The following is a 26,126-nucleotide window of genomic DNA, read 5'->3' as shown; positions in this document are numbered from 1 at the left end:
TGAAGCCTCCCATGACCAGCCCCACGCTCAAACTTCAGGCGGACGACATCCACAAGCGCTTTGGCAGCAACGAGGTGCTCAAAGGTGTGTCGCTGCAGGCCCATGCGGGCGATGTGATCAGCATCATCGGCAGTTCGGGCTCGGGCAAGAGCACTTTTCTGCGCTGCCTGAATCTGCTGGAAAAACCCAACCAGGGGCGCATCACCGTGGCCGGTGAAGAGCTGAAACTGGTGCCTGCCAAAAACGGCGAACTCCACGCCGTGGAGCAAAAGCAGTTGCAGCGCCTGCGCAGCAAACTGGCCATGGTGTTCCAGCACTTCAACCTCTGGGCCCACATGACGGTGCAGCAAAACATCATCGAAGCACCTATGCATGTGCTGGGTATCAGCAAAGACGAGGCCGTGGCGCGCGCCCACAAGTATCTGGCCCTGGTCGACCTCAAACAAAAGGCCGACAGCTACCCCGCCCACATGAGCGGCGGCCAGCAGCAACGTGTGGCCATCGCGCGTGCGCTGGCGATGGAGCCCGAGGTGATGCTGTTTGATGAACCCACCAGCGCCCTCGACCCGGAACTGGTGTCCGAAGTGCTGAAGGTCATGCGCACCCTGGCGCAAGAAGGCCGCACCATGGTGGTGGTCACCCACGAAATGGGCTTTGCGCGCGAGGTCGCCAACCACCTGATCTTCCTGCACAAGGGCCGCATCGAAGAACAAGGGGTTCCGTCCGAAGTCTTGGCCAATCCAAAAAGTGTGCGGCTGGGGCAGTTTTTGTCGGGCAACCTGAAATAACGCTGGCCTGCGTCGGCAACTGCGATGTTGCAAACGCCAGGCCGACCTCGTTTTTCAACTGCCATGACCGCTGCCGGTCATGATTCGGGACAACATGGCTGATAAAACTGCAATCATCCTGGGCGCGTCCGGTTCGGTGGGCCAGGCCCTGCTCGCCGAAGTTGTGCGCAACGGCGGCTTTGGCCGGATTCTGCTGCTCACACGAAGACCGCTGCATGGGCCATGGGGTACCCAGGTCGAAGAACTGCTGGTGCCGGACATGCAGCCGGAACCCCTGTTCCAGGCTGTGCGCGACAGCTTGGCCGGGCTTACAGGCGAGGTCGTCGGTTTCAGTGTCCTGGGTGTGGGTGCGGGCACGGCCAAACTGACATTGGAGCAGCACCGCGCAGTCGACGTGTTGTTGAATGCCGCATTTGCCCGCGGCCTGCGGGCGTCAGGCAAGGTGCAACACCTGGCCTTCATGTCGGCTGTAGGGGCCGATGCACAAGCCAGGACAAGCGGCTCCGGTGCCGCAGGCATGCCGCGTTATGCACGTGTCAAGGGAGAGGCAGAAGCGGCCGTGCTGCGGGAAGGTCCGGCCGTGGTGAGCATCTTTAGACCGGCGATGATCATTGGCTCAGTGCATACACCCCGGCTGCTCGCGGCGGCTCTGCCGCTGTTCACCTGGCTGACGCCAGCCAAGTTCCGCTCTATACACACCACGGAAATTGCCCAAGCCATGGTCGCTTGCGCCCTGCGCCCGCCGGCACAAAGTGCCATCTTCCACTATCCCGAAATGATGGCACTCGTTGCCGGTCGATAGTCAGCCAGCGTCCATCATCAGCAGCTCAGGTCTTTCTCCAGAACGGGCTAACTTCGGCCAGGCGTGTCAGCGCCAGGTTGCAGGCCGCGATTTTGCCGGCCTGCCCGGCAGTCAGCCAACCGACGGCAAACCAGGCATTGGGATCCGTGGCGGCCACCTTGCGCAGGGCCTCCACGGCCACCGTGTCGTCATTCAACGCACCCAGGGCCTCCTGTGCCGGCGCCAACTGTTCGACAAAACGTTTTGCCGCTTTGTCACCGAACAAGGGCCCGACAAACTCGCTCAGATAACGCAGCCGCTTGAGCCTCTTGCGCACCCGGTGCTGCGCATCTGCGGCCAGACCTTCAAACCCTTGGCCATCACGCACGATTTGCCGAAACAGTTTGTCCAGCCGCTTGCGCAGTGTCGCGATCGGAGATGCCTGCCGGACATCTGCCTCCCCTGACGGCGGCACCTCGGACGAAGCAAAACCCACCAAGCCCACCAGTGCAGTTTGAAAAGCCTCGGCGCGTAAAACTTCAGCCACACATGGCAGGGCGGCAGAGGGCTGTGGCCAAGCCATCGCCGGCGCCCCGGCGTGGCGCAGTTTGGGCAGCAGCTCGTCCAGCATCAGGTGCTGCTCACGGTGCGCGCCCAATACACGGAAGGCCTGTGTCAGCGCGGGTGCATTCAGGCTCTCGAAGTCCGAGCCCTGGTCCATACCGCCCGCAGCTTTTGCCGGCCGGGCCAGATCCTCCAGTGCACGCAGCGCCGTGCGCAGGCGCCGCAGCCCTATGCGCAATTGATGCACCGTCTCCGGGTCTTCGTTGCCGCTGGCCACTTCACCGGCGTTTGGCAACACCTGGGCCAGGCAGGCCGAGAGAACCCTGCGCTGCACCAGGGCCGCCGACAGCCCCTCTTCCTTCACATCCGAGAAGTCGGGTGGCTGTGCCTTGACCGCCGTTGCCGCCACACCGGACATCAAGCGTTCACCACGCTCGGCCTTGGACAAGGTGCTCAACCACAAACCATGGCGCTGCGACCATCGGGCCGCCAGCGAGACCAGATCCGCCAGCTCACCCTCTACGAGTTCCAGCTCCAACTCACACACCAGGGACTCGCGGTACTGGCCTGCGGCCTGATCTCCGGCCTTGGACATCACTTTGCCAACGTCCAGGGCCAGTTCAAGCTTGGTTTGGCCCAACTGTTGAATACATGACAGGCGGGAAATGTCGGTGGCAAACGTCTCCACCAGCGAAGCCCCGTCCTGCTTGAGGATTTTGGCTATGCGTTTGCCCACGCGGGTACCCGCATGGCGCTGCACATCCGGCGCCATAGACGCACCGCTGTGCTCGGGCTGCAGTGCAAAGTTGTGTTCCAGGCGGTGCAACAGACCTTTGGCCGGAACCATGGCCTTGGCTGTTTGCACCCAGCCAGCACCTTCCTGGCGCAGGCGCAAGACGACACCATGTTGACCAAGTGCGCCGCCAGGTGTATCGAAATAACGCGCCCGCAACGGCGTGTACCTGGCGCCACCCGCCAACATGTCGGCTTCAAGCGCTGGCAAGCGGGCCTGGGGGATTTGAAACTTGAATTCGATTTCCATGGCTATGCCTTCAGAACCTGTTCAATGTCTTTTCGGGGATCAAGCAGCCCCCCTCAAGACTAGGCTTTTCCGATCAAGCTGGCCAGCACACCCGGGGCAAAGTGCCGCTCTATGTAGTCGGCCAGTCCGTCGAACACCTGGTCGGGGGAGCTGGCCTGCGCGCCAAACAAGGCGGCCAACACCGCGGCATCTTCAAACATGCCATGTAAATAAAGGCCCAGCACATTGCCTGCCGTGTTGCACCAGCCCAGGTTGTGCGGCAGCACCGGCACCGCCCAATCTCCGGCCAGGGCCATGGCTTGCTGCTGCTGGGTTTGGCCATGGTGGATTTCGTAGCCCGCCACCGGCACCCCCGCCAACGACGCCCAGGGGCTGCTGGATGCAAAGCCGGGCAAAAACTGGCTCTGGGTGCGCTGCACGGTTTTATCGGGATCGAATACCGTCACCAGGGGCAGCAAGCCCAGGCCCGCAGCATTGCCATCGATGCCATGCAAATCGACCAGCGCTTCGCCCAGCATCTGCAAGCCGCCGCAAATGCCCAGCACCGCGCCACCACGCGCCGCGTGCTCGCAGATGGCGCGGTCCAAACCTTGTTGGCGCAACCACTGCAGGTCGCCGCTAGTGTGTTTTGAACCCGGCAGAACCACCCAGTCCGCTGCCGCCAGGTCGGCGGGGCTGCGCGCCCACACCAGACGCAGGCCGGGAATGTTTTTCAGGGCCTGGAATTCGTCGAGGTTGCTGATGCGCGGATACGCCACCACGGCCACCGTGCGCTGCAGCATGCCGGCCTGGCCGGTGCTGCGGTCATCGAACACGCCGTCCTCTTCGGGCAAGCCGTGTTCACGCCACATCGGCAAGGTCGCCACCGTGGGCACACCGGTCAGGCCTTGCAGCATCTCGGGCGCGGGCGCCAGCAAGGCGGCGTCGCCCCTGAACTTGTTCAACACAAAACCCTTGATGCAGGCGCGCTCTTCGGGCGGCAACAGCGCCCAGGTGCCGTAGAGGTGGGCAAACGCGCCGCCGCGGTCAATGTCCGACACCAGCAGGCATTCGGCCTGGCTGTGCATAGCCACACGCATGTTCACGATGTCGCTGGCATGCAAGTTGATCTCGGCCGGCGAGCCCGCGCCCTCTATCACCACCACGTCATATTGGCTGCGCAGTGTGTCCAGCGCCTGCGCCACCACCGGCCAGACCTTCTGGCTGCGGCCGCGCCAGTCCATCCCCGTCAGTTCAGCGTTGACCTGGCCCATCAGCACCACCTGGCTATGGGTGTCGCGCTCGGGCTTCAACAGCAATGGGTTCATGGCCACCGTGGGCTCCACACCTGCGGCCAACGCCTGGAAATACTGGGCGCTGCCGATCTCGCCGCCAACCACCACCCGCGCGTTGTTGCTCATGTTCTGCGCCTTGAACGGCGCCACCGTCAGCCCTTGACGCGCATACCAGCGACAGAGTGCGGTGGTCAGCCAGCTTTTGCCGGCGCCGCTGGTGGTACCCAGCACCATGACACAGCGCGCAGGCCTGGATGAGGGTCGCGGCGTGTTCATGCGCAACACCACGGGTGGGCTCGAAAGATACAGCTAAAAGAGTCAGTCACGGAATGAGGGGAATGAGGGGGTTGACGAGAAGAGGTGTTAAAAATGGCTTTTCCGCGCTTTGCGCGCCGCACCAACTAGCGGCATGATCCAGGCTTGTCGCCGCATCGTCGGCCAGTGTGCTGATGTGTTGACAGATGTGTGTACATGAGCATACAACAGACGTTCTTTTTCCGGCCCAGGGGGTAAACTGAAATCGCCCAAAAGGATGTATTGATGGCCTCTGCCACCCCGTCTCCTTCCTCGGTTGATTCCCTGGTTCAGTCCGTGGGAGCAGACGCGGACGCGGTTGTGTCCATGAATGCACAGTACCGCGTGACACGCTTTGACCATGGGGCAGAAGACCTTTGGGGCATGAGCCAGGCCGACGTGCTCGGCACACCGGTCAAAGAGCTGCTACACCCATTGCTGCAGCGCAGCAATCCACCCGATACCGGCCACCTGATGGAACACAGCCAGGAATTGCCGATTCTGCGCAAGGACGGGCAAACCCGCTGGGTCAGTTTGACCCTGGTACGCCCACCGGCGGCGGAGACAACTGACCCTGACAACCCCGAAGCCACACGCTATATTGCGCTGCTCAAGGCTCTCCCCCCCGGTCCCACCCGCCCGCACCCGCTGCTGCAACTGGCCCGCGCCATAGACGCCAGCGACCACGCCATCTTCGTGGCATCTCCCGACGGACGTATCGTCTTCATCAACCGCGGCGTGACCCGCATGCTGGGCTACAGCATAGAAGAAATCGAGGGCCAACTGGTGCCCTGGGTACTGGCCAGCACCCACACCGACTCGGTCGCATTAAACGCGGTGGAAGCCTATGTGCGGTCCTGCAGCCAGCGCATCGACGGCGCGGCACAGGGACACCATGCCGAGTTGTTGATCCATACCCGCAACGGTAGGCCCCTGTGGGTTTCGTTGGCCCTGAACCCGGTGTTTGATGAAGTCGGCCAACTCGTCAACATCCTGACGGCCCTGACCGACATCACGCTCACCAAAATGCATGAGGTGCTGCAAAACAAGGTGTTGGCCGCCACGGTGCTGGAACGCCCGATCAGCGAAGTGTTGACGCTGATGTGCAGCGAGATCGAACGTATTGCCCCCGAAGTCGTTGCCACCGTGCTGGGCGTTGACGCCGAGGGCCATTTGCGCCCGCTGGCCGGGCCCAGCATGCCGGAGGCGGTTTCTGCCGCACTCGACGGGCTGCAGATCAGCCCGGTGTGTGGTTCGTGTGGCACCGCGGCCTGGCGCGGCGAGCCGGTGCTGGTCACCGACATCGCCAACGACCCGCTCTGGGCCGACTACAAAGCACTGGTGCTGCCTCTAGGGCTGCGTGCCTGCTGGTCCAGCCCCATCAAGGGCGGTGACGGCAAAGTGCGCGGCACGTTTGCCTTCTACTACCGCGAATCACGCGGCCCCAGCCCCTTCCATGAGCGTTTGGTGGACATCAGCCTTCACCTCAGTGCACTTGTCCTGGAGCGCGAAGAAGCCCGCTCGCGCCTGCACCAACTGGCGTTTTTTGATGCGCTCACCGGTTTGCCCAACCGCGATTCGCTGCGCGCCCATGCCACCCGCGTGGCCTTGGATCTGCGCAGCTCCAACGCCCCCATGGCCCTGCTGCACCTGGACCTGAATCGTTTCAAAAACATCAATGACACCCATGGACAGGCGGCGGGCGACAGCTTGTTGCGCGAAGTGGCGCAGCGCATCAAAACCGCCATTGGAGAAGGCCATGCCGTGGGCCGCCTGGGTGGCAACGAGTTTTTGGTGGTGGCGCCCTATCTGGGCAGCCAGGCGGCAGCGCAATTGGCCGAGCGTTTGCTGGCCGCACTGGGCCAGCCGGTGTGGGTGGGCACACAACAGGTATCACCCAGCGTGGCCATAGGCATTGCCATGTCGCCCGAAGACGGTGCCGACTTCGACTGTCTCTCCCGCCATGCCGACATGGCCATGCACCAGGCCAAGTCGGCGCGGCAAAGCGCTTTTCGCTTCTTCAGCGCCGAAATCAACCAACAGGTGCAGGAACACGCCATGTTGGAAGCCGACCTGCGCCTGGCCTTGCAGCAGGATGGCCTGCATCTGCACTACCAACCCAAGGTCAGCCCCAGTGGCGCCCGGTTGATGGGGGTGGAGGCGCTGCTGCGTTGGCAGCACCCGCAGTTGGGCGCTGTGCCCCCCATGCGTTTTGTCGCCCTGGCCGAGGAATGCGGGCTGATAGGCACGCTGAGTGCCTGGGTACTGGCGCACGCCTGCCGCCAAATGGCCGATTGGCGGCAACGTCGTATCCCGGTACCGAACATCGCAGTCAACCTATCGGTGAGCAATTTTCGCGATGCCACCCTGCCCACGCAGGTGGCCGCACTGCTGCAACAACACCAGTTGCACCCCAGCGACCTGACGCTGGAGATGACCGAGTCGGTGATGCTGGACGACCACCCCCAGGTGCTCGCGACCGTGCATGCCGTGCGTGCCCTGGGCGTGCATTTGTCGCTGGACGACTTCGGCACCGGCTACTCCAGCCTGGCCAACCTGCACCGGCTGCCCATACAGGAGCTCAAACTCGATCGCAGCTTTGTGCAAGACCTGGAACACAACCCGGTGGCGCGCGCGCTCACCACCTCGGTGCTGCGCATAGGTGAAAGTCTGAATCTCCAGGTGGTGGCCGAAGGCGTTGAGACCGAAGAGCAGCGGGCCTTCTTGGCGGAGCGGGGCTGCTCCACCTTACAAGGTTATCTGTTCGCCCGCCCTCTGGCGCCCGCCGCACTTGAAACCTGGCTTTCCGAGAGAAACATTCGATCTTGAACAAAAGGAAAAGACCCAACGCCAGCTACGCCCGGGCGTGTTACTTCCCGCGCGTGGTGGGCCTGCTTTTGGGCGCGCTGGCCGTGGGCAGCGTGTTGTGGCCCATGGGCTACGGCTGGTGGGTATGGGCAGGCCTGGGGCTGCATGCGCTGGTGTGGCCACACGCCGCATGGCGCTGGGCACGTGGTTCGGCCAACTCGGTGCGTGCCGAGTGCCGCAACCTTTTGGTCGACCACTTTCTCACCGGCATCTGGTTTGCCGCCATGGCCTTTGCCTTGGTCCCCACGGCACTGATCTTCACCCTGCTGGGCATGGACAGCATGATCGCCGCAGGGCGCAGGCAATTCCAGCGCGGCTGCATCAGCACGCTGGCCGGCATTACCCTGGGCATTCTGCTTTTCGGCTTGCAATGGCAGCCCAACGCGAGCGCACTGCAAGTGGCAGCCAGTTTGCCGCTGCTGATCCTGCACCCCATCTCGGTGGGCCATATCCTGTTCCGCGCCTTGAGCCAGCTCAAGCGCCAGCGCGAAGAACTGGCGCACCTGAGCCAGCACGATGGCCTGACCGGATTGTTCAACCGGCGCCATTGGGAGGCGCTGGTGAAAACCGAGTTTGCGCGTTTTCGGCGCACCGGCCAGATCTCCACCCTGGTGCTGATCGATCTGGACCACTTCAAGGCCATCAACGACGCCTATGGCCATGCCACGGGCGACGCGGTGCTGCGCAACTTCGCCGAACGCCTGCGTGCCGCATTGCGCAGCATCGACATGCCGGGTCGCTACGGGGGTGAAGAGTTTGGCATTCTGCTGCCCAACACCGCGCCCAAGGAGGCCGGTGAATTGATGCGCAGGCTACAGGCCAATATGCGCAAGCAACCGCTCTACGAGAAGTTGCCCGTCACCGCCAGCTTCGGCTTGGCCGGTATCACGCCCGATGTGCCCAACCACGAGGCCTGGATGCGTTTATGCGACCAGATGCTCTACCGCGCCAAGGACCGTGGCCGCGATTGCGTGGTGACCGCAGGCGACAGCCGCCCCTCCCCTCTTGCGACACAAATGCACGAACCTGGCCTGCGCAACGACATGCCGGTGATTGCGCGGGTGTTGTCTGGCCTGAGCCTGGGGCATATCGCGGCCGCGCTGTTTGACCCGTCCGACCGCTTGGTCTGGGCGAACGACGTCTTCCTGCAGTTGTATGCGGTGCAACCCGAGTCGCGCAGCTTCTGCGCCATCATCGAATCGTGTTACGAGCGCAAACTCGGGCCACGGATCACCACCAAAGACCTGCCAGGCTGGATAGAAGCCGCCGACACCAAGCGCCGCAGCATGCCGCAACGCTGCTTTGCCATCGACACGGTAGACGGCCGCTATTTCCGTGTGGATGAAGTGTCTTTCCACGACGGCTGGCTGCTCGACTGGTGGACCGAAGTCTCGCGCGAACAGGCGCTATTGCTCAGCCCAGCGCTGACTCAGGGCGGCAGCCGCAGCCAACCTTTGGAGCTGACGCCGATGTCGGTGCTGGCGGACCTCGCAGACCTTGCCGAGGCCAGCCTTGCGCCGCCCGGCCGGGTTACAGCACGCCAGCCGCTCGCGGCCACGCCTGCGCCAGCACGTCCTGCGCCGGCGGCGGCAACACCGCCAGACGCACCCGCCCCGGCAAGCCAAAAGAAGCCGCATCGCGCAATTTGACACCAAAGCCGCGCAGCGCTGCCAGGCGCTCGGGCATGGCAGTTGCGCTGGCGCCCAGGCTTTCATCAGCGCCCGGCATGGGCTGTGGCTGGGCGACAAAAAAATTGGCGTGGCTTGGCACACACAGCCACCCCATCGCCTCACACAAAGCCCATTGCCGCAGCTTCCATTCGCGCAGGGTGTCCAGGCTATGCGCCAACCACTGTTGAACGCTGGATGTGGTCCAGGCCTGCAACAGGCTCACCCCATGCGAGCCCACGGGCCATGAGGGGCACAGGCGGCCCAGGCCGGAAACCGCGGCCAGGCCCTCGGGTGAGTTCGGGGCAATCGCATAAGCGGCGCGCACCCCCGTCAAACCCAAGGCCTTGTTGGGCGTGAGCAACTGCCACACGCTGTCGAGTTGCGTGGCCGTCAGCGCCGGCTGGCCGCTGAGGCGCAACGGCGCATAGGCGCGGTCCAGAACCCACACCGGGCCGGCCGGCATCGCGGCCTGGGATGGAAAAACGAACGGCAACCCGGCCCACTCCAGATGGTCTTGCCCCAGCGGGCTGGAAGGATCGCAAGCCCAGGCCAGCTGCGCCTGCGCCGGCTGCACCACGGTCGCCAGATCCCAAGCCTGGGCAGCAGCCGCGTAATCACCATAAGCATGCTGCGGCATCCAGACACGGCGTGCACCCTGCTGCACCATCCACGCGGTGAAGCGAAAAATGAACTCGCTGGCACTGGCCGCCAGCACCAGCCGCGCGGGGGCCACACCATGCCACGCGGCCAGGCGTTCACGCAAGGCCGGGTAGGCCGGATCGGGATAACGCGCAGCATCGGTCTGCTGCAGCGCTGCCACCACCTCGGGACATGGGCCCACCGCATTGCTGTTGGTGGAAAAATCAAACTGCGCAGCGCCTGCAGCATCCACACCGCCGTGCAGACGCGTTGGCACAGCAGCGGCAGCGCTTGGTGTCAAACCCATCAAAACCCCAGTAAAAAGAGCAGGCCAGCCGCACACACCAGCTGCGCCCACACCACGTTTTGCGCCAGATCGCGGGCGCGAAAAGTATCTTCGGGCAGAGGTGCAGCGCCCTGCGCATACAGCACATAAACACCTGGCTTGCGCAGCGCCACGCCCAGCAACAAAGCCATGGCCGCCATTGGCCAGCCACTATTGGGTGATGGTGTTTTGCGGGCCTCGACCCAGCAGCTTCGCCAGGCAAAGGCGTGGCGATCTTTGGTCACCAGCCACATCAGCAAAGCGGTCCAACGCGCTGGCCACCACGACAACACATCGTCGGCCCGCGCCGCCCATTTGCCGGCCCATTCCCACAAGCGGCCAGCGCGTGGACCACGGTAGCCCCACATGGCGTCGGCGGTGTTGGCGAAGCGGTACAACACCGCGCCGGGCAAACCCAGCAGCACAAACCAGCACAGGGGCGCGAGCACCGAGTCGTTGAGGTTTTCCGCCAGCGATTCGATGGCCGACTCGCGCACGGCTGTGGCATCGAGTGTGCTCACGTCACGGCTCACCAGCCCGCCCAGGCGGTGTCGACCGGCTTCCAGCGAAGCCTCCAGCGCCACCTCTACCGCCAGAACTTCGTCGCGCAGCATGCGCCAGGCCAACATGGGCTTGAGCAAAATACCCAGCAGCGTACCGCCCAGCAATACCGCAAGCCCGGGCGAAACCTGCTGCAGCCCCGCCCACAACACCGACTGCAGGCCCCACGCCGCTATTGAAAAAAGAGCTGCCCCGGCACACCAGAAAAGCGCCCCAAGCATAAAAGGCTTGAATCTTTGCGAAGCCGCACCGGGTGCGTCTAGCAGCGGAGCGGCCATACGCCCGGCCCAGGCCAGCCAGTTGCCCATCCACACCACGGGGTGCCAGCGCACGGGTGGCTCACCCCACAACAAGTCCAGCGCCAGTGCAACCAGCACCGCCCAGGCTAGCGCTGCGGCAAGCCACGGGGCATCCAGCGCCAGGACAAACAACATGCGGGGCGATCAGTCCTGTCAGTCTTCGATGCCGCGCTGTGCGGGTACACCGGCCTTGAAGGCGTGTTTCACCAGCGTCATCTCGGTCACGGTGTCGGCCAGTTCTATGATTTCCGGCGGGCAGCGCCGGCCGGTGAGCACCACGTGCACGTCTTTCGGGCGCGTGCGCAGCGTCTCCAGCACCGGCGCCAAAGGCAACCAGCCGTAGATCAGCGGATAGGTGATCTCGTCTAGCACCACCATGAAATGCGCGCCCGACAAAATCGCCGCGCGCGCCTTCTCCCAGCCCTGGCGCGCCAGCTCGGCCGAGTGTTCATGGTCCTTGCTTTTCCAGCTGAAACCGTCACCCAGGCCTTCGATAGGAATACCCAGTTGCTCGAACATGCGGTGTTCGCCAAAACGTGCGCTCGGCACCTTCATGAACTGGTAAATCTTCACCGCCTTGGCGCGGCCATGGGCCCGCAGCGCCAGGCCAAACGCGGCCGTGCTTTTGCCCTTGCCGTCGCCGGTATGCACGATGACCAAACCACGGCGCTCGCCCTCGGGTTTGCTGTAGCCCTTTTCAGTGGGCGCGGACTCGATTTCCATGCTGTTCACTTTCAGTTTGTTGGCTGCAGGCGCGGCAAGGCCAGCCACATGCCGTCCAGTTGGCGCACCTGTATACGTTGGTCAAACACTTGCTCTAGGGCCTGGTGTGTGGCAGGTGCGGTGCACGCACCCTGGTGCACCACGCGGCCCTGTGCCATCACCACCAGCGCATCGGCCTGCAGCGCGGTCGACAACTCGTGCAACACACTCACCACCGTGCAACCGCTGGCCACCAGGGCCTGCACGGTTTGCAGCCAGTCGGTCTGATGTGGCGGATCGAGGTTGGCCAGCGGTTCGTCCATCAGCAACACCTGGGCCTGCACGGCGATCGCACGCGCCAGCAACACACGTTGCCGTTCGCCGCCCGACAACTGCGACAGCGGCCGGTGGCGCCAGTCCCAGGCCTGTGTGCTGCGCAACGCCTGCTCCACCGCAGCGTGGTCGGCGGCGCTGGGCGCTGCCATCCAGGCCTGGTGCGGCAGGCGGCCCAGCATGGCGATGTCATAACTGTTGAGATCGTCGCCCGCGCCTTCGTTCTGGCCCAGCCAGGCCAGGCGACGTGCGCGCTCGCGCGCAGGCCACTGCGCCAGCGGCTTGCCCAGTAATTGCACCTCACCTTGCTGGCTGCCGTGTGGCCACAGGCCCGCCAGCAGTTTCAGCAGCGTGGATTTGCCCGCGCCATTGGGGCCGACGATGCTGGTCCAGCGCCCTGCTGGCAAAGCCAGGTCTATGCTGTGCAGGATTTGCGCCGAACCAATACGCGCACCGAGATTGCGCGCCTGCAAAGCGGTGCCGGCAGTGTTCATGCAAAGCCCCCGTCGCGCGAACGGCGGTGCATGCGCCACAGCAGATAACTGCCACCGATGGCCGCCGTGAGCACCCCCACCGGCAACTCTTGCGGCGCCAGCAGCCAGCGCGCCAACACGTCGGCCGCGAGCAGCAACACACCGCCCATCAGGCCCGAGAGCTGGATGTGGCGCGCGTGTGTCACCCGCACGATGGAGCGCACCAGGTGCGGCGCGGCCAGGCCAACAAACGCAATCAAACCGGTCTGCGCCACGGCAGCGCCCGTGGCCAAGGCGATGACCCCAATCAAGCCCGCGCGCATGGGCACCAGCGGCAAACCCAGGCTGCGCGCGCTGGCTTCGCCCAGGGTCAGGCCGTCGAGTGCACGTGCCAGGCCCCAGGCCGCAGCCGCGCAAACTCCCCAGGCGCAGGCCATCAGCACACAGGCGTTCCAGCCCACAAAACTGGTGCTGCCCAAGGTAAACGCCTGCATGGCCTGCAGGATGTCGGGCGAAGCCAGCTCCACCAGGTCACGCGCGGCACCCAGCACCACACCCACAATCACCCCGGCCAGCAACAGGCGCAGGCTGTGCTGCACACCACGCGCCAGCAGCAGCGTGAGCAGCACCGCACCAGCGGCGCCGAAAAACGCCATGCCGGTGATGCCCACCAGGGCGAACCACTGCGCAGCTACAGGCGACACCCCCAACCAGGCCATTGCCAGTGCGCCACCCAAGGCCGCGCCCGAGGCGCTGCCCAGCAGATAGGGATCGGCCAAGGGGTTGCGAAACAGGCCTTGCGCCACGGCGCCCGCCAGCCCCAACAAGGCACCGGCAAGCCACGCGCCCACCGTGCGCGGCAGGCGAATGTCCCAGACAATTTGCCAGGCCACGGGGTCGATGGCCATGCCGCGCAGGCTCTCGAAACCGGTGCTGCCCACACTCGCGCCCAGCATCACCAGCACGCCAGTCAGCAGCAGCAACGACAGGCCCAGCAGCACCGCGCGGCGCGCACCGGCATCGTGGTTTAAGGCGTCTCTACGCGGTGAAGCCTTCATGGATGCGCGCTACCTTTGTCGGCCAAACAGCGCGCCATGATGCGCGCCGCCTCGGCCATGCGTGGGCCGGGGCGCACCACCACGTCGGACTCGTCCGGGCCGAACACACACACATGTTTGTCGCGCACCGCCTTGAGGTTGGACCAACCGGGGTAAGGCACCATGGCCTGCATGCTGCGGTTGCCTATCATGATGAGATCCGGGTTGGCACGCACCACGTATTCGGGGTTCAAACGCGGAAACGGCCCCAGCGCGGCCGGCACCACGTTGCGTGCACCCAGGCGTTGCAGCAACTCACCAATAAACGAGGCTTCACCCGCCGCATACGGCCCTCGGCTGACTTCAAAATAAACCCGTTGGTTGCGCGCGGCGGCGGGCAAGGACTGCGCGGCCGCCTGCACCCCGGCATCGATCTCGCGCCACAAACGCTCGGCACCTTGCGCAGCTGGCACATCCAGCACTTCGCCCAGCGTACCGAGAACCCGCCGCACATCGGCCTGGCTTTTAGGCTCCAGCGCCACCACCTTCACGCCCAGCGCCTCCAGCCGGTCGCTGGCGCGCGAACTGACGGACAACAGCACCACATCGGGCTTCAGCGCCACGATGGCTTCGATGTTCGGGTCAATGCCGCCGCCCACCTGGGGCAAGGCACGCACGGCTGCGGGCCAGTTGGAGTAGCGGTCCACCCCCACCAGCCGCTGGCATTGCTCGAGCGCACAGACACTTTCGGTCAGCGAGGGCAACAGGCTGACAATGCGTTGTGGCGGCTGCGCCAAAGACACAACCCGGCCCCGGCCATCGGTGATGTCGAACGCCTGGGCCAGGCTGCTGGCCAGCAAACCAAGCGCCAAAGCCGCGCGCCAGAGAACAAGGGTCATGCGCCGCCTTTCAAGCTCAACGGCAGGCCCGCCGCCATCAGCGTGACGCGGCCGCAGGCTTGGGCCATGGCCTGGTTGAGCACCCCCAGCGCATCAACAAATACCCGCACCTCGCGGCCCAGCGGAATCACCCCCAGGCCGATCTCGTTGCCCACCAGCACCACGGGGCCGGGCGCGTCCTGGATCGCTTCCAAAAAGAGAGCACGTTGCGCCAGGTACTCGGGCGGCAGAGGCCGTTTTTCCTCAAGCGCAACCTCGGCAGCGTCCAGCGGCATCAGCCAGTTGGTCAGCCACATGGTGAGGCAGTCTATGACCACCAAGGTGTCGGCGCGTGTCTGTTGGACCAAGGCATGGGCCAGGTCGCGCGGTTCCTCCAGCGTAAGCATGCCCGGCACACGTTGTGCGCGGTCCTGCTGGTGGCGCGCAATGCGCTCACGCATCTCTTCGTCCCAGGCTTGTGCCGTGGCGATGAGCACGGCACGGTGGCTGGGCGACTGGGCAAGCCAGGTGCGGGCCAGTTCTTCAGCACGGCGCGACTTGCCGCTTTTTTGCCCGCCGAGGATCAACTCACTCTGCGCGATCAAGGCCTGGGTCATGCCGCATCTCCGCCGAACAGGCGCGCAGTGGCGACCGGGTTGGAGGCAAACCAGGCGTGGAAATAACTCGCGCGTAATGCGCCCTGCTGGTACACGGCTTCGCCAGCGTCAGCCTTGGCTTCAAGGCCTGGGCGCTCGGGCCGCGCAGTGCGGGCCACCACCGCTGCGGAACTCGAAGTGGTGGAGTAATGAAAGGTGTGGCCGCGCAACACAGCGCCATCGACGTCGCCATCGAGCGTGAGTTGCTGCGGCCCCAGCGCGGCCAGTCGGCGCTGCATCGTCACCCGGCCAGGCAACAAGCCCCACAGCGCACGCTGTTGCCCATCGGCCAGGGTGATAGATTCAAACAGCGCCATCATGCCGCCACATTCTGCCCACACCGGCCGACCTTGGGCGAGGTGGGCACGCAAGCTCTCGGCCATGCCTTGGTTGGCGCCGATCTGCTCAGTATGTAATTCGGGGTAGCCGCCGGTGAGCCACACGGCATCACATGCGGGCAAACACACATCGGCCAGCGGCGAGAAGAACACCAGCCGGGCGCCGAGCTGCTCCAAGGTTTGCAGGTTGGCGGCGTAGATGAAGCAAAACGCCACATCGCGCGCCACAGCGATGGTGCGGCCGGCGAGCAGTGGTTTGGCGAGCGCCGCCGTTGCTGCGGGCGCAGGAAAACAAACCGCCCAGCGTTGCAGATCCTGTAAAGACATCTGGCCCAGCGGCGTGCTGGCCAAGGCGTCGGCAGCGGCGTCCAGGCGCTGCAGGCCATCGGCCAACTCATGCGCGGCGACCAGGCCGAGGTGGCGCTCGGGTAACAAGCCTTTGGGGGCCGCGTTGCCGGGAGTCTGCAGGCTGACACGTGGCATGGCGCCAAGCCAATCGTCGGCATCACTCAAGCCCTCGCGCAGCATGTCGGCATGGCGCGCACCGGCCACGCGGTTGGCCAGCACACCCGCCCAAGGCAAGGTCGGCCGGTAGTGGCGCAGGCCATGGGCGATGGCGCCAAAGGTGCCGGCCATGGCCGAGGCATCGACCACCGCCAGCACCGGGATGCCGAAGCGTTGCGCCAGGTCACCCACGCTGGGCTTGCCGTCAAACAGGCCCATCACACCTTCGACAATGATGAGGTCTGCGGCCTGCCCGTCCGGTGAGGCGGCGTCAAACAAACGCTGCTGGCAATCGGCCTCGCCCGTCATCCACAAATCAAGCTGCTGCACCGGCGCAGCACTGGCCAGTTGCAGCCAGTGCGGGTCGAGAAAGTCGGGCCCACACTTGAACACACACACGCGCCGCCCCTGGCGTACATGCAGGCGTGCCAGTGCCGCGGCGACCGTGGTTTTGCCCTGCCCCGAGGCTGGAGCGGCGACCACGATGGCCGGGCAAGATACCGGGGAAGACACGGGGAAAGACGCCGAGGAACGGGCCGGGCGGGCAGCGGCTTCAGCAGCAGCCATCACTTACTGCGGCGCCCATTTCAGGCCGACGTACAGGGTGCGGCCGGGCGTGGCGTAGGTGCGGGCGGTCTGGTAGTCCTTGTCGCCCAGGTTGTCGACACGCGCCAGCAGGCTCAAATCACGGCCGATACGGGTGCTGGCCGAGAGGTTGATCAAACCGTAGCCACCGAGCACGTTGTTGTTGGCGGCATCGTCGAAGCGTGCGCCCGAGGCCTGCAGCTCCGCGCCCAGCGTCCAGCCGGCCAGGGTGGTGTCGGCGCCAAGGCTGGCGTGGCGGCGGGCACGGCGGGCCAGGTCTTTGCCGGTTTGTTCATCCGTGGGGTTCTGCAAGTCCACGGAGGCGCGCAGATTGACACCGGCCAGCGCATGGCTGCCGCTGAACGTCACGCCTTGGTACTGGGCCTGGGCCACAGCTTCGTAACAACCAAAGCTGGAGACACAGGCCCCGGCACCGTTGACGAAGGTGATCAGGTTGTCCACCTTGTTGCGGTAAACCACCGCACCGATGCTGCTGGCACCAGCGGTGTAGCGCAGGCCGGCTTCCAGGTTGCGGCTGGTCTCGGGCTGCAGGTCGGCCTTGCCGTATTCGCTATAGCGCTGGTACAGCGTGGGGGCGCGAAACGCCGTGGCGGCAGACGCCGTGGCGCGCCAGTGGGGGGTGATCGCATAACCGTAAGCGGCACTGCCGGTGGACTTGCCACCAAAGCCGCTGTCGTCGTCGTAACGCGCATTAAGCTGCAGGCTGTGTGCACCTTGGTTGTAGCCATAACCCAGCGCTACACCGTTCTGCGAGCTGGTGCGCGTGTTGCTGCTGACCGAGGTGTTGTCGAGTGCGTTTTCACGCCGCTCCAGCGTGGCCGTCAACAAATGGGCGCCAAGCCGCCATTCGTTCAGGAACACATAGCCGCGCAAATTGGTCTTGGTCTGGTAGAACGAAGGATTGGTTTCATAGTGCTGCACGCTGTCGGTCACGCTTATGCGTGTCGAATACGCGTCGGTCCACTGCGCGTTCCAGTTCAAGCCGCTGGCCGAAAGGCGGTTTGTGCTGTGGTCGTCGACGGGTGCTGCAGGGTTGTAGCTGAAGTCGTCGTACTGCGCGTCCATGTCGCTGCCAAGCCAGGTCGCATCCAGGCTATGGCGGCTGTTGATCTTCAGGCCTACACGCGCATTGCCCGAGGTGCTGCGGTAGCCGTCGTCGTCGGGGTTGCGCTTGCCATCGCTGGTTTTGCGCAGGTATTGCGGCTGGATGTTGTAGCCGTCGCTGATCTCGCGCGCCACACCAAAGGAGTAGTCGATGGCGTTGTCCGCCCCGCTTGCCCCGGTACTTCCGCTGACACCGGCTTCGATCTTGCCCAGGCGCTTGCTGCCCACGCCCACACCCACGTAAGGCGCGGGCTTGCCCTCGCCCTTGCGTGTGAACAACTGGATCACGCCGCCAATGGCGTCCGAGCCATACACCGCGGCCGCCGGGCCACGCAGCACCTCGATGCGCTCGATCTGCGCCAGCGGAATGCTTTCCCAGCTGGCCCCGCCGCTGCCCGATTGCACGTCCAGCCGCACGCCGTCCAGGTACACGGCCGTGTGCTGTGAATTGCCCCCCCGAATGAACACACTGGTTGGGCTGCCGATACCACCCGAACGCGAGACCTCCACGCCCGGCAAACGCGCCAGCACGTCGGCCACGCCGGTGGCGCCGCTGCGCTCTATCGTGGCGCGGTCGACGATGGACACATCGGACACCAGATCGGTCAGGGGTTGCGCCACACGCGTGGCGGTGACCACGGTCTCAGGCAAGGCGGTTTGGGCGAGCGCGGGCATGGCCATGGACACGGCGAACGGCAGCATAACCAGACGACCGCAGCATGCGCCAGAGAGAATTTTTTTCATGATCACCAACAGACTGGAAGGCTCTCACCGGCGTCCCCGCCAGTGCTTGAGCGTGCACGGCCACAAACTGCGCGAGGCAAGCTTGTGGCCACTGTGTTGGCCGGTATCCGGGCTGAGCAGAAAACTCGCATCGCCTTCCCAAGCGTGTGTTCGAAAACGCTCAGTGGCCTTGTGATGAAAGCTGGGTGGTTCAAACGCATTGGCGTTCTACAACCCGTCTGCTGGACCGTTGCGGGGGCAGCGCAGGCCAGGAAAAAAGTGTTCCCCTCCTGCTTCCCGTTGAACTGCGGCTTGTGAACCAAGCCGCGAGCACCAACGGCGCGGATTTTACAGGTGGAAGCACGGCCGCCGACCTACAATAACGCCCCATATGGCCCAACCCACCCAAATCGAACAGATCGCCGAGCGCACCGAGCGGCTTCTGGTGCGCTACCACGAGTTGCAACGCACCAACGCACTGCTGACGGAACAAGTCGCCCTGCTGAGCCACGAGCGTGAATCGCTGAAGTCACGCCTGGCCGCGGCGCGTGCGCGCATCGATGCCTTGCTTGAACGGCTCCCTGAAATCTCCAGCCCACCCGTGGTGCGGCCTGCTCCACGGAGCGATGCATCATGAGCAACATGAACCAACTCGAAGTCCAGATCATGGGCCAGAGTTATCTGCTGGCCTGCCCCGAAGAAGGCGCCTCACGTTTGCAGCAAGCGGTGGCCAAGGTGGACGCCGCGATGTGCGCCATACGCGACGCCGGCAAAGTCAAGGCACGCGACCGCATCGCCGTGCTTGCCGCGCTGAATCTGGCCTTCGACCAACCGGAGCGCGCCGCCACGGAAACGGCTCCCGCCACTGCCGACGAAGCCGCTGGCAGCGACGAGCACCTGGCCTCGCTTTTGGCGCGTCTGGATGAGGCCCTGGGCGACGACGGTCGACTGATCTGAAGCGCGTTTTTGCCGCTGATCGGCTGACTGCGTAAAGTGCAGCGCGTCACTTGTGAAAGTGGCAAAAGCAGGCTTTAGAATAGAGTCGTCTGCGATCCCGTCGGGCTTTATATTTCCTTGAACCAATGCTCATTGAGCCCGGGCCTGGAATATCACCTCGCAAGCGTGATCATCTCGCGTTAGATGAACCCAATGTGCGGTTGACCTAGCCCACCTGAACCCCGGTTCAGGATGCGGGTCCGGTGGCCTTCGCAGACACCTTATTCCTTTCGTACCAAGATCAAGCGTGTACCTTGTCGATTTCGCTGGCCGTACTCAAGTACTGCCAGCGTTTCATCTTCGCGTTCACGGCTGATATGGGCACGAATTGCTGCCGAAGCGCTGTGGCAGCTTCCCACCAGATTTTTTTGAACAAGCCGGATGCTCCTGGACCCGACGCTGATTCTTGAACTCGCCCTGCTCGGTCTGAGCACCGGTTTTTTGGCCGGTCTGCTGGGCATTGGCGGCGGCATGCTGATGGTGCCGTTCATCACCTTCATCATGGGCACACGCGGCGTGGGCACGGACCTGGCCGTGAAGATGGCCATTGCCACGTCCATGGCCACCATCATGTTCACTTCCATCTCCAGTGTGCGTGCACACCACCAGCGCGGCGCCGTGCGTTGGGATATCGTGCGCCGCCTGGCACCCGGCATTGTGCTGGGCAGCATGATAGGCAGCCTGGGTGTTTTTGCGGTGCTCAAGGGCTCTTCGCTGTCGCTGCTGTTCGCCGCCTTTGTGGCGTTCTCGGCCACACAGATGTTTCTCGACAAAAAGCCCGCGCCCTCACGCCAGATGCCCGGCCCGGCCGGCCAGTGGACGGCGGGCGGCGTCATAGGCTTCATGTCGGGTCTGGTCGGTGCCGGTGGTGGCTTCATCAGCGTGCCGTTCATGACCTGGTGCAACATCAGCATCCACAACGCTGTGGCCACCAGCGCGGCACTGGGCTTTCCTATCGCCGTGGCGAATGTGGTGGGTTATGTGATCAGCGGCACGTCGGTGGCCAACCCGCCCGCAGGTTCGCTGGGCTACATCTGGCTGCCGGCACTCGGCGTGATTGCGTTATGCAGCGTGTTGACGGCGCCGCTGGGCGCCAAAGCCGCACATACCCTGCCGGTGAAGAAACTCAAGCGGGTGTTTGCCAGCGTGTTGTACCTGCTCGGCGCCTACATGTTGTGGCGCGGCCTGAGCAGCTGACCAAACTCTTCTGGCGTCGCGACTGCGTCTTGTCGTACTGATTTCCCTCAAGGGGCGTACGACCTGCGACTCAGCGCCGCGCCAGAACCGCTTCGCTGAGTTTTGTTTGCGGCTCTCTTACTCTTATTAATCCAGCAGTACCACCGCACCTTCGCGCTCTGCTGCGCGGGCCATGGCGGTTTCCAGGTCTTCTGCGGCCACACCAGGCGAACACAGAAAACCCTGGAACTGGTCGCAATTCAAACGCAGCAGCGTGGCACGCTGGGCCTTGGTTTCCACACCTTCGGCAATCACCGTCAAATTCAATGCACGGCCCATCTGGATGATGGCGCTGACAATCGCGTGGTCGTCACCATCGTCGGGCAAGCCGCGAATAAACGAGCGGTCTATCTTCAGCTTGTGGATAGGGAACTTCTTTAGGTAGGCCAGGCTGGAGTAGCCGGTGCCAAAGTCGTCGATCGCCAGCGTCACACCCAGGGCCGCCAGCGCTTCCAGCCGCGCCAGCGCTTCGGCCGCGTCCTGCACCAGAATCGATTCGGTCAACTCCAGTTCCAGCAACTCGGGCCGCAAGCCCACGGCCTGCAACACGCTGGCCACCTGCTCAACAAAATCGGTCTGCTGAAACTGCAGCGCCGAAACGTTGACCGACACCATCATGGGCCGGCCGGCCTCCTGCCACACCGCGGCCTGACGCACGGCTTCGGCCAGCACCCACGCACCCAGCGTGACGATGTAGCCACTCTCTTCGGCCAGCGGAATGAAGTCGCCCGGCGACACATGGCCCAGCACCGGATCAAACCAGCGTATGAGTGCCTCCACACCGATGACGCGGCCATTGTCCAGGCTCACCTGCGGCTGGTAATGCAGGCGGAACAAGCCGGTATCCATGGCCACCCGCATGGCGTGGTCCATCTTCATACGCGACAACAGCTCGATGTTCATCTGCCGCTGGTAGAAGCAGAAGTTGTTGCGGCCGCGGTCTTTCACGCGGTACATGGCGGTATCGGCGCACTTGATGAGTTCGTCCAGCGTGGCGCCATCGTTCGGATACATGGCCACACCTATGCTGCAGCTCACCGAGAACTGCAACTCGTCCACCGCAAACGGCCGCGACAGGCTCTCCAGCACACGCCGCGCCACACGTTCGGCAGCGGCTGCATCGGCCAGGTGCAGGTGCATCACAAATTCGTCGCCGCCCAGGCGGCACAAGGTGTCGACCTCGCGCAGGCAGTGGCCCAAACGCTCCGCCACCTGGATCAGCACCCGGTCGCCAAACTGGTGGCCCAGCGAATCGTTGATGTTCTTGAAGCGGTCCAGATCGAGGAACATCACCGCAAACTCGCCGCCACCGCGTGCCGCCATGCGCAATGCATACTCGATATGCTGGCTCAGCATCAGCCGGTTCGGCAGACCGGTCAGGGCGTCGGTGTAGGCCAGTTGTTCTATGCGTTTCTGGCTGGCCTTCTCTTGGGTCAAGTCCTTGAAGAAGCCAATGCTTTGCATGACCTCACCCTGGTCGGTGCGCAGCGCCACCCAGGACAATTTGACTGCGCATTCGGAACCGTCGCGGCGCACGTGGGTGGTCTCGCCCTGCCAATAACCATCCTCGACCCAACTCTCTTTCAGGCGCGCGAGGAAATCGGCGTCGTGCAAACTCGTGAACAAGTTTTGCGCCTCTTGACCCAGCACATCCGCTTCGGCCAAACCCGTCAGGCTCAGGCAACCGGGGTTCACCGCCACGATGCGATGGTCGGGGCCGGCAATAAAAATCGCGTCCAGGCTGGATTCAAAAACCTTGGCAGCCAGGCGCAGGCTGGATTCCGATGCCACACGCTGGGTGATGTCGCGGAACGAATACACCCGGCCAATGGCGCGGCCCTGGTTGTGCTGCGGCAGCGACACCCGTTCGATCAGGCGGCCATCACGCAGCACCAGCAGGTCGGAGCTTTCCGTCAGCGGCGACAGCGACAAGCCCTCCAGGCGCTGGCGGTAGGCCTCGGGATCGAGTGTGGATTCGGCCATGTGCGAGACCAGCGCGTCGTCGTCGCGACGCAGCAGCATGGTCTCGGGCATTTCCCACATCTCGGCAAAGCGGCGGTTGCAGGCGGTGGTGTTGCCGTGCAGATCACACACCAAAATACCATCGGCCGTGGCCTCCAGCGTGGCCTGCATTTCCGCCAGCACCAGCTCCAATTCGTCTTCCATGCGGCGGTGCTGGCTGCGGTCACGCAGGCACACCACAAACGCGGAACTGCCATCGGACAAGGTGGTCAGCGTGACACGGCGCTCGACTTGCCTAGGCTCTTGCTGCGCAGTGAGAAGCTTGGTCTCCGAGTGGATGCCATCGGCGTGCCCGGTGGCCGCCTCTTCCCAGAAAAACTGGTCTTCGAGTGCCACCATGAAGTCCGTTACCACCCGGCCGACCAGGCTCAAGCGGCCGGCACCGAGCAGTTGCACCGCGGCGTCGTTGACCGCCAGGATATGCAGCGTGCCGGGCTCCACCACACACACAGCATCCAGCATCGCCTCGATGAGGCTCCCCAACGCCGGCAGGGTCACGCCTGGCTTCCCAAACGGTCCAGGCCGCCACTGCGCTCGACGTAGTAACAAACACGCGGACGCAAGGCCAGGTATTCACGTACCGAGGCCGACAGTTGCGCCGGCTTCAGGCTGCGCCGTATGCCCAGATCGGGGCGTTGTTCCAGATCGACGATCAGCGCTTCGGCGCGTGGCACATTCTGGTCATGCAGGATCACACGCGGCTTCAGTGGCCGGGCGGAGTTCACCGAAACCACCACACCATAGGCATCGTTGACCAATTGCACAACCGAACCCGGCGGGTACACCCCCATCAGGCGGATAAAAGCGCCCAGGGTGGCGGTGTCGAACCGGGATTTCATCTGGGCGAAGATCATCGAAAGGGCTTCGTGCGGCGTGATCGCATTCACCAGGCGCGCAGGATTGCACAGGTTGTCGTAAAGATTCACCAGTGCAAGAATCTTGCCCGCCTGCGACATCTGCTCGCCGCGCAGCCCTTGCGGAAAGCCCGAGCCATCGACCAACTCGTGGTGTTGCGCCATGCCCAGCAGCACCTCGGGCGCCAAGCCCATACGTTTGCCCAGCGCCACACCAAAGGCCACGTGCTCGCGGTATCCAATGCGCTCGCTGGCGGAAAACTTTTCGTCCATGGCGCGCAGCCGCTCGGGCACCTGCGTCTTGCCAATGTCGTGCAACACCGCGGCCATACCCAGCGACTGCAGCTCGGTGGCGGGCAATGCCAGCGCCTTGCCCAGCAGCAACGAAACCACCATCACATTGACGGGATGCTCGGAACTGCGGTCGCCCATGGTTTCGGACAACAGGCGAATCGCCGAATCACCGGCGCCCAAAACCTCGGCCACGCAGCTTTGCACCAGCTCGGCAGCTTGGTCGGCGGCGGATTTCGGCTGCTCTCCGACCGCAGCAGCCAGACGGCGGAAGCGCACCATGGCTTCACCAAACTTGCGCTCGCAGCGCTCCAGGCTGCGTTGCTGGTTGGCCAGTTGCTCACGGCGCTGGCTGCGCAACCACTCTACTTCCTGCATACGCGTCACGGTAGGCGTTGCGGCGGCAGCGATCGCAGGTTCAGGGACTTCGGCACCAATGGATGCCGGCGCCTCATCGGGCGCGACTGTCATGCCCGGGGGCAGTTGCTCCTGCAGAGCCGCAAAGTCGCTTTCGCTGGCGGGGTCGCTTTGGCCGGGGTAATAACGCAGCCGGCTCAAGCCGAGTGAGCGGATCGCACCAATTTGCTCGTGTGAAGCGATCTTGAAGCTGCCCTTCGGAAACGGATGTTCCATCCACCCAAGGTCGAGCTGTATGTACATGCCACGCCGAAGTTGGCCGATATCAATCCAAACTGATTGGTGCACATCCATAAAATAAGATGCAATTTGGGCGTTGTGGCATCAAAAGATTATGCCGCGAATCAAAGACATCTTGTTACCAATTTGACCCGAGTGTCGCTTAGGCGTCAATTCTTTGGCCCTGCAAGGGTCTTCGCTTACACCACGCGCGAAAACCTTTCACGTCCCTCACCCCGCGCTAATTGCAAATAACGATCAAAAACCATGGCGATGGTACGCACTAAATACCAGCCAATGGCGGTGACGCGGATAGCGCCCTGGTCTGCAAGATTCATTTCCAGCAAACCATCGCGCTCAAATTCAGCCAGCACCGCGAGTTCAGGCTCAAAGTAACGCCGAAAGTCAATGAAATGCGCTGTGGCAATTGATTCAAATTGCACCTCACCCTGGCACATGAACGCCATGATCACACTCTGGCGCACCAAATCGTCGCGCGACAACAGCAACCCACGTGCAATCGGCAGTTGGCCCTGGTCTATACAGCTGCGGTAATGCGCCCAATCCCGCGCGTTCTCCGTAAACAGCGCGCCCATACGGCCAATCGCCGACACCCCCAGTCCAAGCAAATCGCAATGGGCTTGTGTGCTGTAACCTTGAAAGTTGCGGTGCAGCCGGCCTTGCCGCTTGGCCACGGCCAGGGCATCACCAGGCAAGGCCAGGTGGTCCATTCCCACATGCACATAACCCGCCTGCACCAGGCTGTCCAAGGCCAGACGCAGCAGCCCCAGCTTGTCATCCAGCACGGGCAGTTCGCTCTGGGCGATGCGGCGCTGCGGCTTGAAGCGCTCGGGCAGATGGGCATAGGCATACAGCGCCAGCCGGTCCGGGCGCAGTTGCCGCACCTGCTCCAGGGTGCGCGCAAACGAGGCTGCGGTCTGCCGCGGCAAGCCATAGATCAAATCGATGTTGATGGACTTGAAACCCTGCGCCCTGGCCGCCGCGACCAGGGCAAACACCTCTTCGGCGGCCTGCACCCGGTGCACGGCTTGTTGCACCGCAGGGTCGAAATCCTGCACACCAAAACTCAGCCGGTTAAAACCCAGCGCGGCCAGGTTGGCCAGGCGCTGGGGTGTCACCGTGCGCGGATCCACCTCGATGGAGAACTCGCCATCGGGTGCTAAGCGAAAGTTGTCGCGCAACAGCTGCATGAGCTGCGCCAATTGCTCGTCGCTCAAAAAAGTGGGCGTGCCGCCGCCCAGATGCAATTGGCTCACGGCCTGTCCCGGCCCCAGGTGCGCCACCTGCAGGGCGACTTCGCGCGTCAGATAGTCAAGATACTCCTGGGCACGGTCGCGTTGTCGCGTCACGATTTTGTTGCAGGCACAAAAGTAACAAAGCGACTCGCAAAAAGGGATATGCACATACAGCGACAGCGGATGCACCAGCCCCGCGTTGGCATGCTCGCGCCGTTGAGCCAACGCGGCAATAAAGCCGGCTGGCTGAAAACCATCGACAAAGCGGTCGGCCGTGGGGTATGAGGTGTAGCGCGGACCTGGCTGATCCATGCGGCGCAATACCTCGGGTGTGATCATGCTCATGGGACAACACTCGGTTCAAGCAAAAGGTCAC

The 26,126-nt window shown here is 63.7% G+C and carries 21 protein-coding genes and 1 riboswitch; of the genes, 7 read left to right on the top strand and 14 right to left on the bottom strand.

The genetic code is table 11. The features are described 5' to 3' along the window. Positions 1–11 precede the first annotated feature (11 nt). Complete coding sequence (locus ACFQ95_RS00880; RefSeq protein ID WP_422828897.1) at positions 12–788, top strand: ABC transporter ATP-binding protein; 777 nt, start codon at positions 12–14, stop codon at positions 786–788. Between the two features lie 94 nt (positions 789–882). Beyond that, positions 883–1,590, top strand: coding sequence for a hypothetical protein (locus ACFQ95_RS00875; protein WP_422828896.1), 708 nt, complete (start codon positions 883–885; stop codon positions 1,588–1,590). A gap of 25 nt (positions 1,591–1,615) precedes the next feature. Here ACFQ95_RS00875 and ACFQ95_RS00870 read toward each other — a convergent pair whose 3' ends face one another. Both ACFQ95_RS00870 and ACFQ95_RS00865 read right to left on the bottom strand, forming a co-directional pair. Further along, positions 1,616–3,175 carry a CHAD domain-containing protein gene (locus ACFQ95_RS00870; protein ID WP_422828895.1) on the bottom strand — a complete coding sequence of 520 codons (1,560 nt, stop codon included), beginning with the start codon at positions 3,173–3,175 and terminating at the stop codon, positions 1,616–1,618. 59 nt (positions 3,176–3,234) lie between these two features. Beyond that, a complete protein-coding gene (locus ACFQ95_RS00865) occupies positions 3,235–4,725 on the bottom strand; it encodes a cobyric acid synthase (protein ID WP_422828894.1) in 1,491 nt (496 codons plus the stop codon). A 345-nt stretch (positions 4,726–5,070) separates the two neighbouring features. On the opposite strand from ACFQ95_RS00865, the gene ACFQ95_RS00860 reads away from it, so the two are divergent. After that, positions 5,071–7,572, top strand: coding sequence for a sensor domain-containing protein (locus ACFQ95_RS00860; protein WP_422828893.1), 2,502 nt, complete (start codon positions 5,071–5,073; stop codon positions 7,570–7,572). After that, a complete protein-coding gene (locus ACFQ95_RS00855) occupies positions 7,569–9,260 on the top strand; it encodes a sensor domain-containing diguanylate cyclase (protein WP_422828892.1) in 1,692 nt (563 codons plus the stop codon). The genes ACFQ95_RS00860 and ACFQ95_RS00855 overlap by 4 nt, the downstream gene beginning before the upstream one ends. Here ACFQ95_RS00855 and ACFQ95_RS00850 read toward each other — a convergent pair. Genes ACFQ95_RS00850 through ACFQ95_RS00810 form a run of 9 tightly spaced genes read right to left on the bottom strand, consistent with a single transcriptional unit; the run spans position 9,142 to position 18,480 of the window. Then, positions 9,142–10,227 carry an aminotransferase class I/II-fold pyridoxal phosphate-dependent enzyme gene (locus ACFQ95_RS00850; RefSeq protein WP_422828891.1) on the bottom strand — a complete coding sequence of 362 codons (1,086 nt, stop codon included), beginning with the start codon at positions 10,225–10,227 and terminating at the stop codon, positions 9,142–9,144. The two genes, ACFQ95_RS00855 and ACFQ95_RS00850, sit on opposite strands and share 119 nt — an antisense overlap. After that, positions 10,227–11,240: an adenosylcobinamide-phosphate synthase CbiB gene (gene cbiB / locus ACFQ95_RS00845; protein WP_422828890.1), complete on the bottom strand. Its 1,014-nt coding sequence runs from the start codon at positions 11,238–11,240 to the stop codon at positions 10,227–10,229. Before cbiB ends, ACFQ95_RS00850 begins: the two co-directional genes overlap by 1 nt. 18 nt (positions 11,241–11,258) lie before the next feature. Beyond that, a complete protein-coding gene (gene cobO / locus ACFQ95_RS00840) occupies positions 11,259–11,828 on the bottom strand; it encodes a cob(I)yrinic acid a,c-diamide adenosyltransferase (protein WP_422828889.1) in 570 nt (189 codons plus the stop codon). Positions 11,829–11,839: 11 nt separating this feature from the next. Beyond that, on the bottom strand, positions 11,840–12,634 hold the full coding sequence (locus ACFQ95_RS00835; protein WP_422828888.1) for an ABC transporter ATP-binding protein: 795 nt from the start codon (positions 12,632–12,634) through the stop codon (positions 11,840–11,842). Beyond that, positions 12,631–13,671, bottom strand: coding sequence for a FecCD family ABC transporter permease (locus ACFQ95_RS00830; RefSeq protein WP_422828887.1), 1,041 nt, complete (start codon positions 13,669–13,671; stop codon positions 12,631–12,633). Before ACFQ95_RS00830 ends, ACFQ95_RS00835 begins: the two co-directional genes overlap by 4 nt. After that, positions 13,668–14,549 (bottom strand): ABC transporter substrate-binding protein, encoded by an 882-nt coding sequence (locus tag ACFQ95_RS00825; RefSeq protein WP_422828886.1) that lies wholly within the window; start codon positions 14,547–14,549, stop codon positions 13,668–13,670. Before ACFQ95_RS00825 ends, ACFQ95_RS00830 begins: the two co-directional genes overlap by 4 nt. Then, positions 14,546–15,145 (bottom strand): bifunctional adenosylcobinamide kinase/adenosylcobinamide-phosphate guanylyltransferase, encoded by a 600-nt coding sequence (locus tag ACFQ95_RS00820; RefSeq protein ID WP_422828885.1) that lies wholly within the window; start codon positions 15,143–15,145, stop codon positions 14,546–14,548. The genes ACFQ95_RS00825 and ACFQ95_RS00820 overlap by 4 nt, the downstream gene beginning before the upstream one ends. Then, entirely contained in the window at positions 15,142–16,593 is a 1,452-nt protein-coding gene (locus ACFQ95_RS00815; protein WP_422828884.1) for a cobyrinate a,c-diamide synthase, read from the bottom strand. The genes ACFQ95_RS00820 and ACFQ95_RS00815 overlap by 4 nt, the downstream gene beginning before the upstream one ends. Positions 16,594–16,596: 3 nt before the next feature. After that, positions 16,597–18,480 carry a TonB-dependent receptor domain-containing protein gene (locus tag ACFQ95_RS00810; RefSeq protein ID WP_422828883.1) on the bottom strand — a complete coding sequence of 628 codons (1,884 nt, stop codon included), beginning with the start codon at positions 18,478–18,480 and terminating at the stop codon, positions 16,597–16,599. A gap of 81 nt (positions 18,481–18,561) precedes the next feature. Further along, a riboswitch (cobalamin riboswitch) is annotated at positions 18,562–18,812 on the bottom strand. Between the two features lie 38 nt (positions 18,813–18,850). On the opposite strand from ACFQ95_RS00810, the gene ACFQ95_RS00805 reads away from it, so the two are divergent. The 3 genes from ACFQ95_RS00805 (at position 18,851) to ACFQ95_RS00795 (ending at position 20,652) form a co-directional block, all read left to right on the top strand. Then, complete coding sequence (locus ACFQ95_RS00805; RefSeq protein ID WP_422828882.1) at positions 18,851–19,096, top strand: cell division protein ZapB; 246 nt, start codon at positions 18,851–18,853, stop codon at positions 19,094–19,096. A gap of 5 nt (positions 19,097–19,101) precedes the next feature. After that, positions 19,102–19,416, top strand: a complete 315-nt coding sequence (locus ACFQ95_RS00800) for a cell division protein ZapA (protein WP_422829221.1) — start codon at positions 19,102–19,104, stop codon at positions 19,414–19,416. A 420-nt stretch (positions 19,417–19,836) separates the two neighbouring features. Further along, positions 19,837–20,652, top strand: a complete 816-nt coding sequence (locus ACFQ95_RS00795; RefSeq protein ID WP_422828881.1) for a sulfite exporter TauE/SafE family protein — start codon at positions 19,837–19,839, stop codon at positions 20,650–20,652. A gap of 126 nt (positions 20,653–20,778) precedes the next feature. Here the strand turns inward: ACFQ95_RS00795 and ACFQ95_RS00790 are convergent, their stop codons facing one another. From ACFQ95_RS00790 to hemN, 3 genes are all read right to left on the bottom strand, one after another. Then, on the bottom strand, positions 20,779–23,211 hold the full coding sequence (locus tag ACFQ95_RS00790) for a sensor domain-containing protein (RefSeq protein ID WP_422828880.1): 2,433 nt from the start codon (positions 23,209–23,211) through the stop codon (positions 20,779–20,781). Further along, positions 23,208–24,569 (bottom strand): HD-GYP domain-containing protein, encoded by a 1,362-nt coding sequence (locus ACFQ95_RS00785; protein WP_422828879.1) that lies wholly within the window; start codon positions 24,567–24,569, stop codon positions 23,208–23,210. Before ACFQ95_RS00785 ends, ACFQ95_RS00790 begins: the two co-directional genes overlap by 4 nt. 125 nt (positions 24,570–24,694) lie before the next feature. Beyond that, positions 24,695–26,095, bottom strand: coding sequence for an oxygen-independent coproporphyrinogen III oxidase (hemN, locus tag ACFQ95_RS00780; protein ID WP_422828878.1), 1,401 nt, complete (start codon positions 26,093–26,095; stop codon positions 24,695–24,697). Positions 26,096–26,126 lie beyond the last annotated feature (31 nt).

This window comes from Variovorax sp. HJSM1_2 (assembly GCF_049316285.1).
Taxonomy (GTDB): domain Bacteria; phylum Pseudomonadota; class Gammaproteobacteria; order Burkholderiales; family Burkholderiaceae_C; genus Rhodoferax_B.
The sequence above is the reverse complement of the archived record's forward strand: the minus strand, read 5'-3'. Positions and strand labels throughout refer to the sequence as shown.

Coding starts and splice junctions, on each gene's coding strand:
- ACFQ95_RS00880 (WP_422828897.1), top strand. CDS start 12: ATGACCAGCCCCACGCTCAAACTTCAGGCGGACGACATCCACAAGCGC.
- ACFQ95_RS00830 (WP_422828887.1), bottom strand. CDS start 13,671: ATGAAGGCTTCACCGCGTAGAGACGCCTTAAACCACGATGCCGGTGCG.
- ACFQ95_RS00800 (WP_422829221.1), top strand. CDS start 19,102: ATGAACCAACTCGAAGTCCAGATCATGGGCCAGAGTTATCTGCTGGCC.
- ACFQ95_RS00795 (WP_422828881.1), top strand. CDS start 19,837: ATGCTCCTGGACCCGACGCTGATTCTTGAACTCGCCCTGCTCGGTCTG.
- ACFQ95_RS00815 (WP_422828884.1), bottom strand. CDS start 16,593: ATGGCTGCTGCTGAAGCCGCTGCCCGCCCGGCCCGTTCCTCGGCGTCT.
- ACFQ95_RS00850 (WP_422828891.1), bottom strand. CDS start 10,227: ATGGGTTTGACACCAAGCGCTGCCGCTGCTGTGCCAACGCGTCTGCAC.
- ACFQ95_RS00810 (WP_422828883.1), bottom strand. CDS start 18,480: ATGAAAAAAATTCTCTCTGGCGCATGCTGCGGTCGTCTGGTTATGCTG.
- hemN (WP_422828878.1), bottom strand. CDS start 26,095: ATGAGCATGATCACACCCGAGGTATTGCGCCGCATGGATCAGCCAGGT.
- ACFQ95_RS00835 (WP_422828888.1), bottom strand. CDS start 12,634: ATGAACACTGCCGGCACCGCTTTGCAGGCGCGCAATCTCGGTGCGCGT.
- ACFQ95_RS00805 (WP_422828882.1), top strand. CDS start 18,851: ATGGCCCAACCCACCCAAATCGAACAGATCGCCGAGCGCACCGAGCGG.
- ACFQ95_RS00870 (WP_422828895.1), bottom strand. CDS start 3,175: ATGGAAATCGAATTCAAGTTTCAAATCCCCCAGGCCCGCTTGCCAGCG.
- ACFQ95_RS00820 (WP_422828885.1), bottom strand. CDS start 15,145: ATGACCCAGGCCTTGATCGCGCAGAGTGAGTTGATCCTCGGCGGGCAA.
- cbiB (WP_422828890.1), bottom strand. CDS start 11,240: ATGTTGTTTGTCCTGGCGCTGGATGCCCCGTGGCTTGCCGCAGCGCTA.
- ACFQ95_RS00865 (WP_422828894.1), bottom strand. CDS start 4,725: ATGAACACGCCGCGACCCTCATCCAGGCCTGCGCGCTGTGTCATGGTG.
- ACFQ95_RS00785 (WP_422828879.1), bottom strand. CDS start 24,569: ATGGATGTGCACCAATCAGTTTGGATTGATATCGGCCAACTTCGGCGT.
- cobO (WP_422828889.1), bottom strand. CDS start 11,828: ATGGAAATCGAGTCCGCGCCCACTGAAAAGGGCTACAGCAAACCCGAG.
- ACFQ95_RS00825 (WP_422828886.1), bottom strand. CDS start 14,549: ATGACCCTTGTTCTCTGGCGCGCGGCTTTGGCGCTTGGTTTGCTGGCC.
- ACFQ95_RS00860 (WP_422828893.1), top strand. CDS start 5,071: ATGAATGCACAGTACCGCGTGACACGCTTTGACCATGGGGCAGAAGAC.
- ACFQ95_RS00875 (WP_422828896.1), top strand. CDS start 883: ATGGCTGATAAAACTGCAATCATCCTGGGCGCGTCCGGTTCGGTGGGC.